11 protein-coding genes and 1 pseudogene are annotated in these 15,523 nt (G+C 60.7%); 8 read left to right on the forward strand and 4 right to left on the reverse strand.

The genetic code is table 11. The features are described 5' to 3' along the window. Positions 1 to 159: 159 nt before the first annotated feature. Entirely contained in the window at positions 160 to 1,611 is a 1,452-nt protein-coding gene (locus BMW76_RS37280) for a 3'-5' exonuclease (protein ID WP_090873784.1), read from the reverse strand. Between the two features lie 23 nt (positions 1,612 to 1,634). Here BMW76_RS37280 and BMW76_RS42560 point away from each other — a divergent pair, with 23 nt between their 5' ends. Further along, the gene (locus tag BMW76_RS42560) at positions 1,635 to 2,120 is read left to right on the forward strand and encodes an SDR family NAD(P)-dependent oxidoreductase (RefSeq protein WP_281248594.1); all 486 of its coding nucleotides are present in this window, start codon (positions 1,635 to 1,637) and stop codon (positions 2,118 to 2,120) included. Beyond that, the gene (locus tag BMW76_RS37285) at positions 2,099 to 2,731 is read left to right on the forward strand and encodes an SDR family NAD(P)-dependent oxidoreductase (protein WP_281248595.1); all 633 of its coding nucleotides are present in this window, start codon (positions 2,099 to 2,101) and stop codon (positions 2,729 to 2,731) included. Before BMW76_RS42560 ends, BMW76_RS37285 begins: the two co-directional genes overlap by 22 nt. Positions 2,732 to 3,013: 282 nt before the next feature. Here the strand turns inward: BMW76_RS37285 and BMW76_RS37290 are convergent, their stop codons facing one another. From BMW76_RS37290 to BMW76_RS37310, 3 genes are all read right to left on the reverse strand, one after another. After that, a complete protein-coding gene (locus tag BMW76_RS37290) occupies positions 3,014 to 3,499 on the reverse strand; it encodes a GFA family protein (RefSeq protein WP_177200614.1) in 486 nt (161 codons plus the stop codon). Positions 3,500 to 4,871: 1,372 nt separating this feature from the next. Further along, a complete protein-coding gene (locus BMW76_RS37305; protein ID WP_245763553.1) occupies positions 4,872 to 5,195 on the reverse strand; it encodes a DUF4411 family protein in 324 nt (107 codons plus the stop codon). Further along, positions 5,182 to 6,192: an ImmA/IrrE family metallo-endopeptidase gene (locus BMW76_RS37310; RefSeq protein WP_245763554.1), complete on the reverse strand. Its 1,011-nt coding sequence runs from the start codon at positions 6,190 to 6,192 to the stop codon at positions 5,182 to 5,184. Before BMW76_RS37310 ends, BMW76_RS37305 begins: the two co-directional genes overlap by 14 nt. A gap of 63 nt (positions 6,193 to 6,255) precedes the next feature. On the opposite strand from BMW76_RS37310, the gene BMW76_RS37315 reads away from it, so the two are divergent. The 6 genes and pseudogenes from BMW76_RS37315 to BMW76_RS37345 form a co-directional block, all read left to right on the forward strand. After that, the gene (locus tag BMW76_RS37315; RefSeq protein WP_090873778.1) at positions 6,256 to 7,230 is read left to right on the forward strand and encodes an IS5 family transposase; all 975 of its coding nucleotides are present in this window, start codon (positions 6,256 to 6,258) and stop codon (positions 7,228 to 7,230) included. Between the two features lie 1,173 nt (positions 7,231 to 8,403). Beyond that, positions 8,404 to 9,837: an aldehyde dehydrogenase family protein gene (locus BMW76_RS37325; protein ID WP_090873780.1), complete on the forward strand. Its 1,434-nt coding sequence runs from the start codon at positions 8,404 to 8,406 to the stop codon at positions 9,835 to 9,837. Positions 9,838 to 9,841: 4 nt separating this feature from the next. Further along, positions 9,842 to 11,251 carry an FAD-binding oxidoreductase gene (locus tag BMW76_RS37330; RefSeq protein ID WP_090873781.1) on the forward strand — a complete coding sequence of 470 codons (1,410 nt, stop codon included), beginning with the start codon at positions 9,842 to 9,844 and terminating at the stop codon, positions 11,249 to 11,251. A 36-nt stretch (positions 11,252 to 11,287) separates the two neighbouring features. Continuing rightward, positions 11,288 to 12,958 carry a thiamine pyrophosphate-dependent enzyme gene (locus BMW76_RS37335; RefSeq protein WP_090873782.1) on the forward strand — a complete coding sequence of 557 codons (1,671 nt, stop codon included), beginning with the start codon at positions 11,288 to 11,290 and terminating at the stop codon, positions 12,956 to 12,958. A 13-nt stretch (positions 12,959 to 12,971) separates the two neighbouring features. Then, positions 12,972 to 14,177: a pyridoxal phosphate-dependent aminotransferase gene (locus BMW76_RS37340; RefSeq protein WP_090873786.1), complete on the forward strand. Its 1,206-nt coding sequence runs from the start codon at positions 12,972 to 12,974 to the stop codon at positions 14,175 to 14,177. 1,135 nt (positions 14,178 to 15,312) lie between these two features. Further along, a pseudogene (locus tag BMW76_RS37345) lies at positions 15,313 to 15,523 on the forward strand (IS5/IS1182 family transposase); the annotation flags it as partial.

The raw sequence follows: 15,523 nt of genomic DNA on the forward strand, positions 1-15,523 counted from the left end.
CGTGAAGTTATGCACAGAATTGGTGGATGAGGCTGTGGACAACCTATCGGCAATTGGCCGTAAGCACGTGATTTACATGCCGCTTTTGCTGCATTGCGTGATAAACGTCCCCGCAAGGTGATTTGCGAAGGTCGCCGAGGATCGGATGCGTGCTGCGACTCAGGAGCCCGCCAGGCCGGCGCGAAACCCCGAGATGTCCAGCACGTGCCGTGCGCGTGTCACGGCGACATACAGCAGCCGCAGCTCTTCCTCGTCGAGGGTGGGCTGACCCTCGGTATTCCTGAACCGGAAGTCATTGATGACCCTGACCCGCCCGTACTCCAGTCCTTTCGCCCGGTGAATTGAAGAGATCACATAGTCGGCACCGTTTTCCGGCGTGACGTGTCGCGCCAACGCGCGCAGATAGCCGGTGCCGCGCTCGTCGACGATCTGCACAACGGGTAGCAGGTCCCGGCCGAATGCGCTTCGGGCAAACGACTGCACCTCCTGCCAGGTTTCGAACAGCGAGAAAGCTGCCGGTCTGAACGCACGCCTGCCCGCAAGGAGTTGCTCCGCCCCGTCCGCAAATGCCTCGATCTCGCCGGCACGCATCCGGATGGCAGGTTTGTGGCCCGATTCGATACCCGCCGCCAGACGCCAGATGGCGGTCACGTTCTTGCGGCACAGGACCGCATCAACGGGCGGTGCCTGGGCCGGGTCGTCCACCACAATCGAGCCGATCGTCTCCTGTCCCTGCACGGGTACCTTCTCACCGAGCAGCTGCAGGATCCGGCTGGCGAGTCCGGCCAGCGTCGGACCAAACCGGAAGGATTTCGTGAGTCGCGTTTCGGGGGCGTCAATCGTCGACATGGCATTGACCGCACCGCGCCACTCATAGATCTGCTGGTACGGATCGCCGACGTAGACGATCTGGGCATGGTGCTGCCCTCCGAGCACCGACAGCATCACTTCGTCACTGTCCTGCGCTTCGTCAAACAGGATGAGATCCGCGTTGATGCGCGGCCCCGATTGCGACCAGACCTTCAGGACCACATCGGGTGAAATGGCATTACGTCCGCGCGGGTCGAGACTCTCGTGCCAGTGCCGCACGACGAATGGCAGGAGTTTCTCCTGCAACCAGCGCGCGGCGACTTCGCCGATCTTCTCATCGACGGGAATGTGGGCGGCCCGTGGTTCGGGATCGGCTGAACGGCAGAAACGTCCAAGCCCGTCGACGATCATCCGCCCCAGATCGAAAGACGCAACCTCGACCGTCTTCCCCGTGATGGCGGGCACATCCACGCCGCCAATCCCATACCGTGCCGCCAGTTCCTGAGGCGGCTCGACTGGGAGACTCATCCGCTCACGCAACGCCCGCTCAACAGCGCCATACGCCATCGAATGCATGGTCCGCACAAGCATGCTGGATGGGAACTCTCGCCTCGCGTACTCGGCGATCTCCCGGTTGAACGCCAGATAGGCGCCCCGCCGGCCAGGCAGGCGATTGGCAATCAGGCGCAGCGTGGACGTCTTCGCGGCCCCGGCGTACGCCTTGACCTTGATGTTTCCACCGGACCCGACCGCGCGCAGCGCGGCCTCCTGTTCCGCCGTGGGCGTGAATGATCTGGGCATTGCGACGGGGACCACCGTGCTAAATGCAGCAGTGTGCCCGAAAAATTCTCCACCGGTCTGTTAGCCTTGAGATCCGCGGTAATACTCCATCGAACGGTTCATCCGTATCCCGGTTCAAGGTACGCCACCAGCATTTCCTCTGGCCAACGGCCTGCCCTCAACAACCGACAATGAACCAGAACAGACCGTGGAGCATCGACGACATCGCCCATCAGCACGGCAGGCGCGTAATCATCACCGGTGCCAACAGCGGCATCGGCTATCACACCGCTGCCATACTGGCTCGCAAAGGCGCGGAGGTCGTGCTCGCCTGCCGTGACGGGCAGCGCGGCGCCGATGCGCGCGCCCGCCTGCAGAGGGAAATGCCCGGCACGCGATTGCAGCTCGAACGGCTGGATCTCGCAAGCCTTGCTTCCGTGCGCGCGTTTGCGAGCTTGAACTCGCGCGGTGCCGGCCGCTCGACATCCTCATCAACAACGCGGGCGTCATGGCGCCGCGCCAGCGCCTAGAAACGGCCGATGGCTTCGAATTGCAGTTCGGCACTAACGTACTCGGGCATTTCGCGCTGACCGCCCTGCTGTTGCCGCTTCTCGACATGGCAGCAGAGATTTCGGCCGAACGGCCACGCGTGGTCACGATCGCTTCTATCGCGCACAAGACCGGGCGGCTCGACTTCGACGACCTTCACGCAACGCGTCACTACGGGCCAATGATCGCCTATCGACAGTCGAAGCTCGCCAACCTCATGTTCGCGTTCGAACTCGCTCGCCGTTTGCGCGCCGCGCGATCGCGCGTGATGTCGGTTGCCGCGCATCCCGGCGTTGCCAATACGAATCTGTTCCGTGCCGACCATTTTCCCGCAAGCCGCATGGTCCAGTCCGCGCCAGGCGTCGCGATCGACACGCTGTTGAACAGTGACCAGGCCGGCGCGCTGCCAACGCTCTATGCCGCTACAGCGGCCGAAGTCGTCGACGGCGGCTACTATGGTCCGCGCGGATTGTTCGAAACGCGCGGTGAAGCCGTGGGACCGGCGAGCGTCGCCAGTCAGGCATGCAACAAAACCGATGCAAGACGACTCTGGCAGGCCTGTGAGTCGCTGACTGGAACGGCGTTCACATAGCGCAAGGCACCGCGGATCGCCGAAAACGCGAATCTTATGGTATGGATTCCTATTATTGGCGATCCGCATCTGCCGTTTCTGGCAAGTCGAAATAAACCCGACTTCCAACCTCCCGAGCGACGTATGCTGATCGCTGAGCGGTCGGATGGCGAGGCCGCTGCGGTGAATATTCCGCATGCAGTCGGGATAGGTCACATTCGAACGGGAAGCACAGCACGCTTTGAGAAACGCACAGCCTCGCTGTGCGTTTCCGTCGACTAAACGCATCCAGATCCGGAACCCCTATCTTTGCAGCCTGGCTTGCAACGCCCTTCGCCTGGTCAGGCTCGCCTCGGGCCAGTAATCCTTCGCGGAGTAATACTCGGCGACGGCCGGTGTACTGGTGGGGAGCACCACCCAGGGCTGCTTCGAGGACACAAAAATATGGATGTCGGGTGGGAGGCGGTCCGGGTCATCTAACGTGCCGACCCGCACGAAACACACCGCATCACCCGGGCCCGCGTAGTGGCTCCAGACCGCCACATGACAGATCGGGCAACGGGCGATTTTCTGCCCCTTTCCGCTCTGCGACGGTGTTACCACGATCTCAGGCGTGCCAGCGAGAAGCTTCACGCGGTCGGCTTCGATCATCGCATTCAGCGCAAACGACGCCCCCGATTCGCGCTGACACCAGCGGCAGTGGCAGCATTGGACGAACATGGGGCTGCTGCACAGGCGATATCGTACCGCACCGCAAGTGCACCGACCGTCCAACTGGAACTTATCCATGACGCACACCTCCCATTCGAGTCCGGGCAAAAGGCGCACGGCCATCGTAGGTGGTGCAGTCCGTTATCGCAAGCAATCCGTGCGGCGGGCGACATTTTTCAGACGCCGCCTTCTTTGGTGCAGTCTCCTGCACGGTGCGCCGGAATTCTCGCCAGCGAAGACCCCGCGTGGTGCCGTCTGGATGGCACGCGGACTGTGATTGTCTTGTCACCCTTACCGTGCCGCGGGCCAGTATCATCTATTGCTGACTTGGCGCACTGCGCGTGCGGGCGTTTATCTGATTTTTAGAAGAGGCAGTCGGTGGGTATTGAGACTTGTAGCGGCTGATCGTCGTTGCGTACACGATGCAGGCAGTGGCTTCCCGCCAAGGCGGCGCGTAGCCTGTTGAGACGGCGGTCTACGTCCTGCCACTGGGTGGCGTCCAGTAAAGACGCGTCGGACAGCGCATAAGTGATTTTGGTGTCGAGTTCAGTGAAAAGGATCGGTAGCAACGAAAGATGATGCCGATTCACGTACATGAATATTCCTCTTTTCTGTAATGCCGGGGGCACTCTAGCACGGTCACTGTTCTGAAGCCCCGCAACTGTTGCGACGCCAGTAATTCCCCTTATTGCTTCACGGCATCACATGGCGGCGAGCAACGTCTCTTGCCGAATGCCCCTTTGTAGTGTGCGATCGCCGGTGGAACCGGATCGTTCCAGCTGAATGCGCGCAACCGGCCACCGACGTAGCCAGACCGTGTTTTGGGGGATGCCCAGATCTTCCACGACTACTATGGTGTCGACCTGGGGACTCCCTTGCTCTAGCCCTGAACGCGCCGCCTTCAATTGGCACCGCGCGTGCCAGTTTTAACGCAAAACGGGACGCATCACGGCAGACGCAGGTGCAGACCATACGATATGTAGTACTCTTTAATTGTTGAATTTGATTTATGTCAAACGATGTATGGGCCGCCGCACACGTGCATATTGCCGTTGGTTCAAGTAATTTTGTTCCCAATGGTCGTGCCAGCCGCTGTTTTCCGGCCGTCTGGCGGTAACAAAATTGCCTGCATCGACGGGAACGCGGACGATCGAACGACAGCTGGACTCAACAGCAACTGCGTTCGATGACCCGCAGGTGAGTATCTGTTCAGCGCCGCGGACATGTTGTCATGCGAGTCTGTCCGTGTCCGCGTGCGCGACGAAGCGCCACCCGTTAAAGACACATAGACAAATACATTTATTGGAAGACGGCGCGGGACCGTTTCATGTAAGAGACGAAGTCTAAACAGGACACGTTGACAGTAGGCAGTCCGCAGGGATTTTGCAGTTCGGCATCAGTTGTGGAAGCGCCAATTGCCGACCTTCGTTACTGATCAGCTCACGCCCGTTCAACTTCGCGGACGCGATAATGAATAGGTCGTTCTCGTCGACGCCTTTTGACTGTATCGATCATCGTTAATGCCGAGCAGCGCCTTGATCCGCATGGCCTCCGATAGCACGGCCGCAGTCATGGGGAGCCACGCAACATTTTGACTACGCAACCATGTGGAACATTCAGGCAGTTTATGCCCCACCTCTTCTAGCGCGACCACCGCCATTACAATACGTTGAGCCGCGATTTCATTGGCGATCCACGTCCACAATGAAGGAAATTGATCAATCGGATAGTTGTCCCAGGCGTGCATCATTGACGATGCGTCAAACGCCTGCATAGAATCGCTCCAGCATATGTAGGTCGTTTATCTTCAACCCATCAAGATAGCTGCTCGCCCGCGCTAACGATATGTTCTTCGCGCTGAGCGAGTCGAGCACTGCACGGACATAATAGTCGCCGAAAATGTGCCTCGGTTCCCTATGCCGGTACATACGTGTACCGCCTTCTTCCTGCTCGAAGTGTTGCTCTGCACGCCATTGCCGGTAGGCAGCATATTGACGGCGCGAGAGGCGTCCCGCATCGAGCAAGCGCCGCAAAATGACTTCTCCACTGACGCCCCAGAGCCTACGCCATGGCTGCAACCAGTTATCGAAATCGGCCGCTTCTCTTGGTCGAGTGTTGTCGGCGATGCGAGCAAGGAGTTCATCGGGGACCAAGAGATGACCGGCGAAAGCGTTGGCCTCTTGCTCTCGCCCTTCATAAGACGTCATGTCGCCCTCATCGTCGATCGAACTCTCGCAATGCAGGAGCAGATGTCCGAGCTCATGCATTAGCGTGAAACACTGTTGCGGCTCCCACGGCTGTTTTTTGACAACGATTACGGGACACACTGCATCAAAAATGCTGAATCCGAGTATTGGACTGTCCTTGGCGATTTGCCACTTGCCCCCGTATCCGTTGCTTCTAAAGACAAGAATGCCCCGTTTCTCAACTGCGTGACGATACGACTCAAAGTTGTTCACATCCGTGAGATCCAGCCAAGCGCGTACGAGACGAGCTGCCTCCTTCGGATCGTTATTCGGAACCTCAAACGGTCTGAATACGGGCAATACGGCATCGTCGAGATCCTCGCGCAGACTGACGTAGACGTCGCGCTGTCGTTCGACTCGCTCAATCAGCGCTTTCATCTTTCCCGACAGTTCTGGCTTCTGATTCGTCAGCGTCCGGAATGCGGAACTATGAACGACCTCCTCATTCACTGGGCTTGGTTCCAGAAAGAACAGGACGCCGCGTCCGAAATACGCAGCTACCTTGCTTAAGGCAATGCTGATCAAGTCCACCGTTCACGACTGTCATGCGTTATAGCGTGGACGTGCAATGGCGAAAGTAAAAACGTAATGAAGCAACTGACACTGGCGATGGCTGTCGATCAATGCGCAGGATTCGGGGCGCAGCGCAAACCTACGCGACGCGAAGCGTTTCTCGACGAGATGAACACGATCGTGCCGTGGGCGCAACTGTGCGCAGTGGTGGAGCCGTTTTATCCGAAACGCGGCAATGGTCGCCCGCCGATTGCGCTGGAGCGCATGTTGCGGATTCACTTTGTGCAGCACTGGTTCAACCTTGCCGACCTTGCGTGCGAAGAGGCGCTGTACGACAGCCTCAGTATGCGCCGTTTTGTGGGCATTGACCTGGGCAGCGAAACGGTGCCGGACGCCACCACCTTGCTCAAATTCCGGCACCTGCTGGAAGAGCACAAGCTGGGAGAGCGAATCTTCGCCGAGGTAGGCCTGGTGTTGCAGGAGCGCGGAGCGAAGCTCAAGAGCGGCACGATCGTCGACGCGACACTGATCGGTGCACCCTCGTCGACGAAGAACAAGGAGAAGGCGCGTGACCCCGAAATGCATCAGACGCGAAAGGGCCAGCAATGGTATTTCGGCATGAAGTTGCACATCGGTGTGGACAGTCAGAGTGGGCTGGCTCATAGCGCGGTCGTGACGGCCGCGAACGTGCACGACAAACACCCACTGCCACAGTTGCTGCACGGTGAGGAGCAACGCGTGTACGGTGACAGCGCGTACACGAGCCAGAAAGCACTGATTCACAGCAAGGCTCCGAAGGCACGCGACTTCACCAACAAGCGCACGCGTCGCAAGGACATCGTCGACGAAGTGGCGCGGCGCAAGAACCGCAACAAGTCGAAGATCCGTGCCCGGGTCGAGCACGTGTTCGCGGTCGTGAAGCGGCTGTGGGGCTTCACGAAGGTTCGCTACCGCGGCCTGGCGAAGAACGCCAATCGCGCCTTCGTCGCGCTCGCGCTGGCCAATCTCTACATGTGGCGAGGTCGTTCGACGGCACAGGTACGCCCGTAAAGGGCCGAAAGCGGGCGAAAAGCCCGTGCGGAGCCCCTCAAGGGGCATAACGTGAGCTGCAATGCCCCGCTTTTACGGCTGTTATTCGCGATCTCGAAAGATTACACATGCCTTGATCGCAATCAGTCGTGTTTACACGGCTTGATCAGCATTGCCTTAACTGGTTGAACGTCATCGCTCCTTGCCCTTGCATGACCGCCTCCATCGTCACCGGAGCTATGCCCCGTTCCGACGCGAGGTCGCCCGGTGTCATTCGCCTATCGGCGCAACACCAAGCGACTCGGTCCGGGTTGATGAAGTCAATGCGTTCCATTCGGAAATTATACCGTTAGCTCTCGATGTCTATGTCAAACGAGATATGGGATGCGGTGCAGTGGGATGATGAAGGTTGAGCTAACCAAACTCGGTGCCAGGCAATCAACGACACCAATGGTATCGTTTGACACTTCACTTCCGCCTTGTTCATCCCGGGCGATGCGGTTACCTCGATTGCAAGGTTAAACTTCTGCGTCTGCGACCCGAAGAAGGAACAAGCGATCAGGTTCGACAGACCGAACCAGCCCCGATCACGTTGGGTTAGGCGACCCGAGCTGTCTGCTGGCGCTTCGGTCGCGACATGCGCGACGGTACGCAGGCCGGGTTGTCGCAACTGCATAGGGCCCTGCGACCCGTTCAAACAAAGCGGTTTACGGAAAACGGGGCGGCCAAAAAGGCCCTCTCGAAAGTGCGCCGTGCCGCGCGGGACGCCCGCAAGGGTCGAAGTCGGCGGTGTGCTCGCTGCGTGATTCGACCGCAATCATTGCCGTGCGGCCCGCCCACACGTGCATGGTGTCGCGGACGGCGCACAGTCTCTTGCAAACGCCCCTTCCGCCACATTGACATATGACGTCTCACCTATTATCTTAGCCAAATCTGCCGATCCGACTGAATCCGAAATCGGCCGAAGCGCTCTCTCAGAACCGGAGGCGGATTGCTTGCAGACGCGGCGTGCTTACATCGCGACCCGTAACCCCGATGGGGATGGAGGCACTCATCCTTTGGGCGATAAAGTTCGTCGAATAAGCGCATGTCGATCCAGAACCCACGGCGCTGCTGAATGAACGGTCGTTGAGACCTTTGGTGACGGGATCGGTCGAGGCGAATACGCAACACCACTAACCTGTGAGCTTTCGGATGGACAAAGTGCATCGCAACTTGATCGGCGGCAAATGGGTTGACGGCATCGGCGTCAACGAGAACCGTAACCCTTCTCTTCCCGACGAACTGATCGGCCTGTACGCCCGCGCCGGTCGAGAAGAGTTGGATGCAGCGGTCGACGCTGCACGCGCCGCGCAGCCGGCATGGGCCGCAACTACGCCTCAGGCACGGGCCGACGTGCTTGCCCGGACTGGCGATGCGATCCTTGCACGGGCACACGAAATCGGCAATCTGCTGGCGCGTGAAGAAGGCAAGCCGTTACAGGAGGCCATCGGCGAGGCGCACCGCGCGGGCCAGATCTTCCAGTTCTTTGCAGGCGAGGCGCTGCGTATGACAGGTCTGAAGATCGATTCGGTTCGCCAGGGCGTGGAAGTGGATGTGACCCGGGGCCCGCTTGGCGTAGTAGGGCTGATCACACCCTGGAATTTTCCGATTGCCATCCCCGCATGGAAGACCGCGCCGGCGCTGGCTGCCGGTAATGCCGTCATTCTCAAGCCGGCAGATCTCACACCGGGATGCGCGCATGTCATGGCGCAGATCCTCCTGGAGGCCGGCTGCCCGCCGGGCGTCTTCAACCTGGTGATGGGGTCGGGCGCGACCCTCGGCCAGGCGTTGGTGGATAACCCCGATGTTGCGGCCATTTCCTTCACTGGCTCGGAACGGGTGGGACGGCAAATCGCGCTGGGCTGCGCCGCTGGACTGAAGAAGGTCCAGCTGGAGATGGGCGGCAAAAACCCGATGGTCGTGATGGATGACGCTGACCTGGAGATGGCCGTGAAGGCCTGCCTGAACGGCGCGTTCTATTCGACCGGCCAACGCTGTACCGCATCATCGCGACTGATCGTGCAGAAAGGTATCCACGACGCCTTCGTCGCCGCGCTCGAGACGTCGCGCGGCGCACTGCGGATCGGCGATCCACTGGAAGCAGATACCCAGATCGGACCTGTGGTTTCCGAGGCTCAGCTCGCCGTCAACCTGGACTATGTGGCCCTGGCTGCGCGCGAGGGGTGCGAGGTGCGCGGCGGCGAACGGCTGGAGCGTGAAGGGTGGTTTCAGCGGCCGGCGCTGTTCATCGGCGCGAGCAACGACATGCGCTCCTCGCGTGAAGAAATCTTCGGCCCCTGCGCGTCGGTCATCAAGGTGGCCGATTTCGACGAAGCACTCGCGGTGGCCAACGATACCCCGTTCGGGTTGTCCTCGGGCATCTGCACGACCTCGCTCAAACACGCCACCTTATTCCGTCGTAGCTCGACCGCGGGCATGGTGATGGTCAACCTGCCGACCGCGGGCGTGGACTATCACGTGCCCTTCGGTGGTCGAAAGGCATCCAGCCTCGGCCAACGCGAGCAAGGGCCGATGGCCATGGACTTCTACACCGCCGTCAAGACTGCCTATGTTTCCGCAGGCTAGGCACATGATCATGATGAAACACCTGGCGCAAAAACTCGCGGAACTACTGGGCCCCATCGGCTGGCTCAGCGGTGCCGATGCGGCGGGCTACAGCCGTGACTGGCTGAACCGTTACGGTGAGCCTCCCCTGGGTGTGGCCCGGCCCACATCGACCGCCGAGGTGGCGGCAGTCGTCGCCGCCTGCCACGATGCTGGCGTCCCGCTGACCCCGCAGGGCGGAAATACCGGGTTGTGCGGCGCCGCGATGCTTGGCAAACCAGGCGGCGTAATCCTGTCGCTTTCGCGGATGACAAAGATCGGACGGCCCGACCGTGCAGCCGAGAACATTGAGGTTGAAGCTGGCGTCGTGCTGGCCGCCTTGCACGAGGCGCTAAATGCTCACGGGCTGATCTTTCCGCTGCATCTTGGGGCCGAGGGATCGGCCCAGATCGGCGGGCTGATCGGCACGAACGCGGGCGGCAACCACGCGCTGCGCTACGGCATGATGCAGGACCTCATACTCGGCCTGGAGGTGGTGCTGCCTGATGGCCGCGTCTGGAACGGCCTGCGGGCGGTGCAAAAGGACAACTCGGGCTACCAGTTGCGACGCCTGTTCTGCGGCGCGGAAGGCACACTGGGAGTGGTTACGCGCGCCGTGCTGAAGCTCTACCCCGCCCCGCGCAATCGGGCTACGGCGCTGCTCACGATTCCCGACGTGTCCTCGCTGCTGGCGTTCGGCAAGCGCCTGCGGGCAGACGCATGCGAGTTCATCAGCGGGATGGAGTTCTTTTGTGATTTCGGGCTCGACATGGCGCTGCGCCATGTACACGGCCTGAGCTATCCACTACAGGAGCGCGCGCCCTGGTACCTGCTCGTGGAGATGACCGCCGGTTCGGCGCTGGTCCCGCTGGAGCAGATACTTGAGGCTGCACTTGCCGACGGGCTGGAATCTGGCGAGGTGCTCGACGGCGTGGTTGCCGTCAATGACACGCAGCGCGCGACGCTTTGGCGTTTGCGCGAGGAACAGCCCGAAGGCCAGCGGTTGGAAGGCACCCAACTGAAACACGATGTCTCCGTACCGCCCGGGCGGCTCGCCGAATTCATTGAGCAAGCTTCCGTGTTGTGCGGGCGCGTGTTGCCCGGCGTGCGTGTGAACCCGTTCGGCCATCTGGGCGATGGCAACACGCATTTCAACCTGACACCACCTTTGGGTCAATCGGGCTTTGGCGAGCTGGCATCGGAATTCGCGCAACGGATCGGCGCGCTCGCGGGTTCGCTGGGAGGCAGCTTTGCCGCCGAGCACGGTCTTGGCCGGTCCAAGGTATCACTCGCAGACGCACTCCGCTCGCCGGAAGAGCGTTCCTTGATGGCCGCCATCAAACAGGCCATCGACCCTGGAAATCTGATGAACCCCGGCGCTGTGCTGCACCAGTGACGCGGGACCGTGACTCACGACTTGGGAACTCATGAAATGACACGCAATGGCGGACAGTTATTGGTCGAAAGCCTGATCGCGCTTGGGGCAACGAAAAGTTTCGGTATCCCTGGCGAAAGCTATCTGGCGGTGCTGGATGCACTGCACGACACCACCGGGCGGCTGGACTATGTGTTGTGCCGCAACGAGGGGGGCGCCGCTTTCATGGCCGCGGCCTATGGCAAGCTGACCCGCAGCCCCGGTATCTGCTTTGTCACGCGCGGTCCAGGCGTCACTAACGCTTCGATCGGTGTGCACACGGCGATGCAGGACAGCGCGCCCATGCTGTTGTTCGTCGGCCAGGTGGGCACCGACATGAAAGGGCGCGAGGCCTTTCAGGAAATCGACTATAAGGCCGTCTTTGGTAGCATGGCCAAGTGGGCGGTCGAGATCGACGATGTTGACCGCATTCCCGAAATCCTTGCCCGCGCGTGGAAGACGGCAACCACGGGACGCCCCGGTCCGGTAGTCATCGCACTGCCAGAGGATATGCTGACCTCCCGCACGGAGGCCGCGCCGCTTCACGGCCCGGCAGACATCGCCGAGCCTGCCCCGGACGCCGAGGCGCTACGTAAAGCCCGGCATCTGCTCGCGACAGCCCAACGCCCACTGCTACTCATCGGCGGCTGCAACTGGAACGAGTCGGGCCGCGTCGCTCTGCAGCGCTTCGCCGAAGAATCGCGCATCCCCGTGGTCGCCGCGTTCCGGTACCAGGATCAGTTCGACAACTTCTCGCCCGCGTTTTGCGGCGAAGCCGGCGTCGGGATGCCTGCGCACGTGCGAAAGCTGATGACCGAGGCTGACGTCATCCTGGCCGTGAACGTCCGGTTCGGCGAGATGACCACCGACGGCTACACGCTGCTGGCGGTGCCGACGCCCAGGCAGAAGCTCATCCATGTGCATGCGTCGGATCTGGAAATCGGCAAGGTCTATCAGCCGACTATCGGCATCCAGGCGGGGCCCAATGCGTTCGCCGAGACTATCCAGCCGGTGCGCGGAGACTGGGTCGCGTGGCTCGAGACGGCGCGCAACTCTTATGAGGCTTCCTTCGACGCGCCCGATCAGCCTTCGCCAGTCGACATGGTGAAGATCAGCGCGTGGCTGCGGGAACGGCTGCCTGAGGACGTCGTGCTAACCAATGGTGCCGGCAACTTCACCGTATGGCCAAACAAGTTCTTCAAGTTCGGACCCAAGGCGCGACTGCTGGCGCCGCAGTCAGGCGCCATGGGTTATGGACTACCGGCCGCAGTGGCGGCCAGGATCGCCTACCCCAAGCGCACCGTGGTGTGCTTCGCCGGTGATGGCGACTTCCAGATGAACTGCACCGAACTGGCCACTGCCCTGCAGGCAGGCGCTCAGCCCATCGTTCTCATCCTTAACAACGGTATCTACGGCACCATCCGCGCCCATCAGGAGCGCAACTACCCCGCACGTGTCTCGGGAACAACCATGGTCAACCCCGATTTCGTTGCACTGGCGCGGGCCTACGGATTCCATGCCGAAAGGGTCAAGACTACGGCGGACTTCGAGGCCGCTTTCGAACGCGCGATGGCCTCGAAGACTGGCGCGGTGCTGGATCTGAATATCGCCGCTGAAGCGCTCACGCCGCGTCAGACACTGACGGAGATACGTCAGGCCGCGCTGGCAGCCATGGACAAGGCCGAGTAACGGAGACATGCACATGAATCGCATTGCAGAACGTCTGGCCGCAGTCAAGCCGTCGGCGTCGATGGCGGCTTCCCAGGCCGCAAAGGAACTGGCCGCCACCGGGGTCGATGTGATCGACCTTGGGCTGGGCGAGCCAGACTTCGCCGCACCGGCTCACATCACGCAAGCGGCCTTCGCTGCGGCCCGCGGCAACCGGATGCTCTACACAGCAGCACTGGGCACGGCGGAACTGCGCCGCGCCGTGGCAAGCAAGTTCAAGCGGGAGAACGGCCTGGACTACGGGATGGACGACATCGCAGTGGCCAACGGCGCCAAACAGATTATCTTCAACGCATTGCTGGCGACCGTAAATGATGGGGACGAGGTCATCGTGCCCGCGCCTTACTTCGTCTCATACCCTGAGATGGTGAAGCTGCTGGGCGGCGTCCCGGTGGCACCGGCCTGTACGGCGGAGAATGGCTTCCGTCTTACGCCCGATGTGCTGGAAGCCGCCATCACCCCGAGCACAAGGTGGCTGTTTCTGAACCTGCCTTGCAACCCGTCGGGAGCAACGTATAGCGAGGCGCAGTTGCAGGCGCTCGGTGCAGTGCTCAAACGACATCCGCAGGTGCTGATTCTCTCCGACGAGATCTATGAGCATATTATTTTTGACGGCCGTCGCTTCGTCTCTTTCGGCAGGGCCTGCCCAGAATTGCGCGACCGAAGTCTGATCGTCAACGGGGTATCCAAGGCTTACGCCATGACGGGCTGGAGAGTTGGCTACGCCGCTGGCCCGCGCGACCTGATCAAGGCCATGGCCACCGTGCAGAGCCAATCCTGCACTTCCGTATGCACCGTTGCGCAGATGGCTGCACAGGCTGCGTTGGAAGGGCCGCAGGATGAGGTTGGTCGCTATCGCGACGCATTTGAACGCAGGCGCGATCTCGTGACGGCGGCAGTCCGGCAGGTGCCGGGCCTCGAGCTGGCGCCGCCAGAGGGGGCCTTCTATGCCTACATCGGTTGCGAAGCCTTCATCGGGAGCCACACGCCGACAGGAGCGCGTGTCGGGAACGACCAGGATTTCACCCGCTACCTGCTTGAAGAGGCCCATGTGGCGGCAGTCCCCGGTACCGCATATGGCCTGTCGCCCTTCTTTCGCATTTCCACCGCCACCTCCGAGGCTGTTTTGACGGAGGCCATCCGCCGCATTGCTGCGGCGGTCGCCAGACTGAGCCGATAGGAACGCAAAGTGACATGGCGCGGGAACTGGTTTTGCCAGCCCCGCATTGCCTGCTGTGCAACGAAGTATCGAAAGTTGGAGTTCGGCATTGACACCCGGTCTGGACGGAACGCGTGGCCTGGCGACATACGTACCGCAAGTTCCAGAGATTCTGATAGCGTCGCGGGTCGGCAAAACGGTGCTCGCCAGGCTCAGGCCGTGTTCGGATCATCGGGTATGGTTCAGGCAAGAACTCACTGATGATTAATTGCGACGGTCGAACTGTGTCATCGCTTCTGAGTCTGACTCCTCCAGGGGTGTTTGGCGGTTGCCAGACGGTCTTTGGTAACCGCCTTTTTTACGCCCTGACTCCGCTCGCTGAAGCGAAGAGAGCTAAGACTTTGGAGAAACACCGTAGCCTCGACCGTTGCCGGACTCCTTTTTCCATATACCCGGGGCCTCTCGACCAACGCACACAGCGCTGAGTCCCGTCATGGTGTCGCCCTTCTCCAGCAGCGTGTTCAGTTGTCGGCACCGCCGGAGTGCAGCATCAAAGCTGTAGCCCTCACGAAAAAGTGTCATCTGTAAAGATCGGGGCGGTGTTCGCAATGCCCATGCAGTTTCACGAAGGTCCCAGGGAAAGTATGGACTCTGGAACATGCTCCGCACCAGCGCGAGACCGAATCCACGTGAATACGGATATACACGGCCAAGCTCATCCCAGTCAGGCTCCAGGCGCGGCCGGAATGGCCCAAGATCGATCGCCAGATTCGTCGTGACCGCGCCAGACGAATCGGGCGTCATGCAAATATCGAACAGTTGCTCGGCCCTGAGCCGAACCTCTGAACGTGTTGTATCTCCGGCATTGCGCGCTGTAGATAATCGAAATCTTCCACGCACCGCTCGCCAGCGCAATGGAAATGGAAAACGAAGATTGTCAATCCGAACGCTGCGCGTTGCGCTCAGCTGGTATTCCAGTTCAACGCTGCTTCGAAGTCGCATCAGTAACCTACCAGGAACTGTCCGTAGCGCGGTTCGAAAGTTGCCGTATGACGGCCTGACGATGCGCAAGCTATTAAGGCAATGCTGATTAAGTCCACCGCTTGTGCGCATCAAGCGTTATAGAGTGCACAAGCAACGAGAAAGGCAAAAGGCAATGAAGCAGCAGACGCTCGCAATGGCCGCGGATCAAGGCGCGGGGTTTGAGACCCGACGCAAACGCACGCGACGCGACGAGTTTCTTGACACGATGAACACGATCGTTCCGTGGACCGAACTGTGCGCGGTAATCGAGCCGTACTATCCGAAACGCGGTAACGGTCGACCGCCGATTGGTTTGGAGCGCATGCTGCGGATTCACTTCGTGC

Origin of the sequence: Paraburkholderia diazotrophica, from assembly GCF_900108945.1 — a bacterium.
GTDB lineage: Bacteria > Pseudomonadota > Gammaproteobacteria > Burkholderiales > Burkholderiaceae > Paraburkholderia > Paraburkholderia diazotrophica.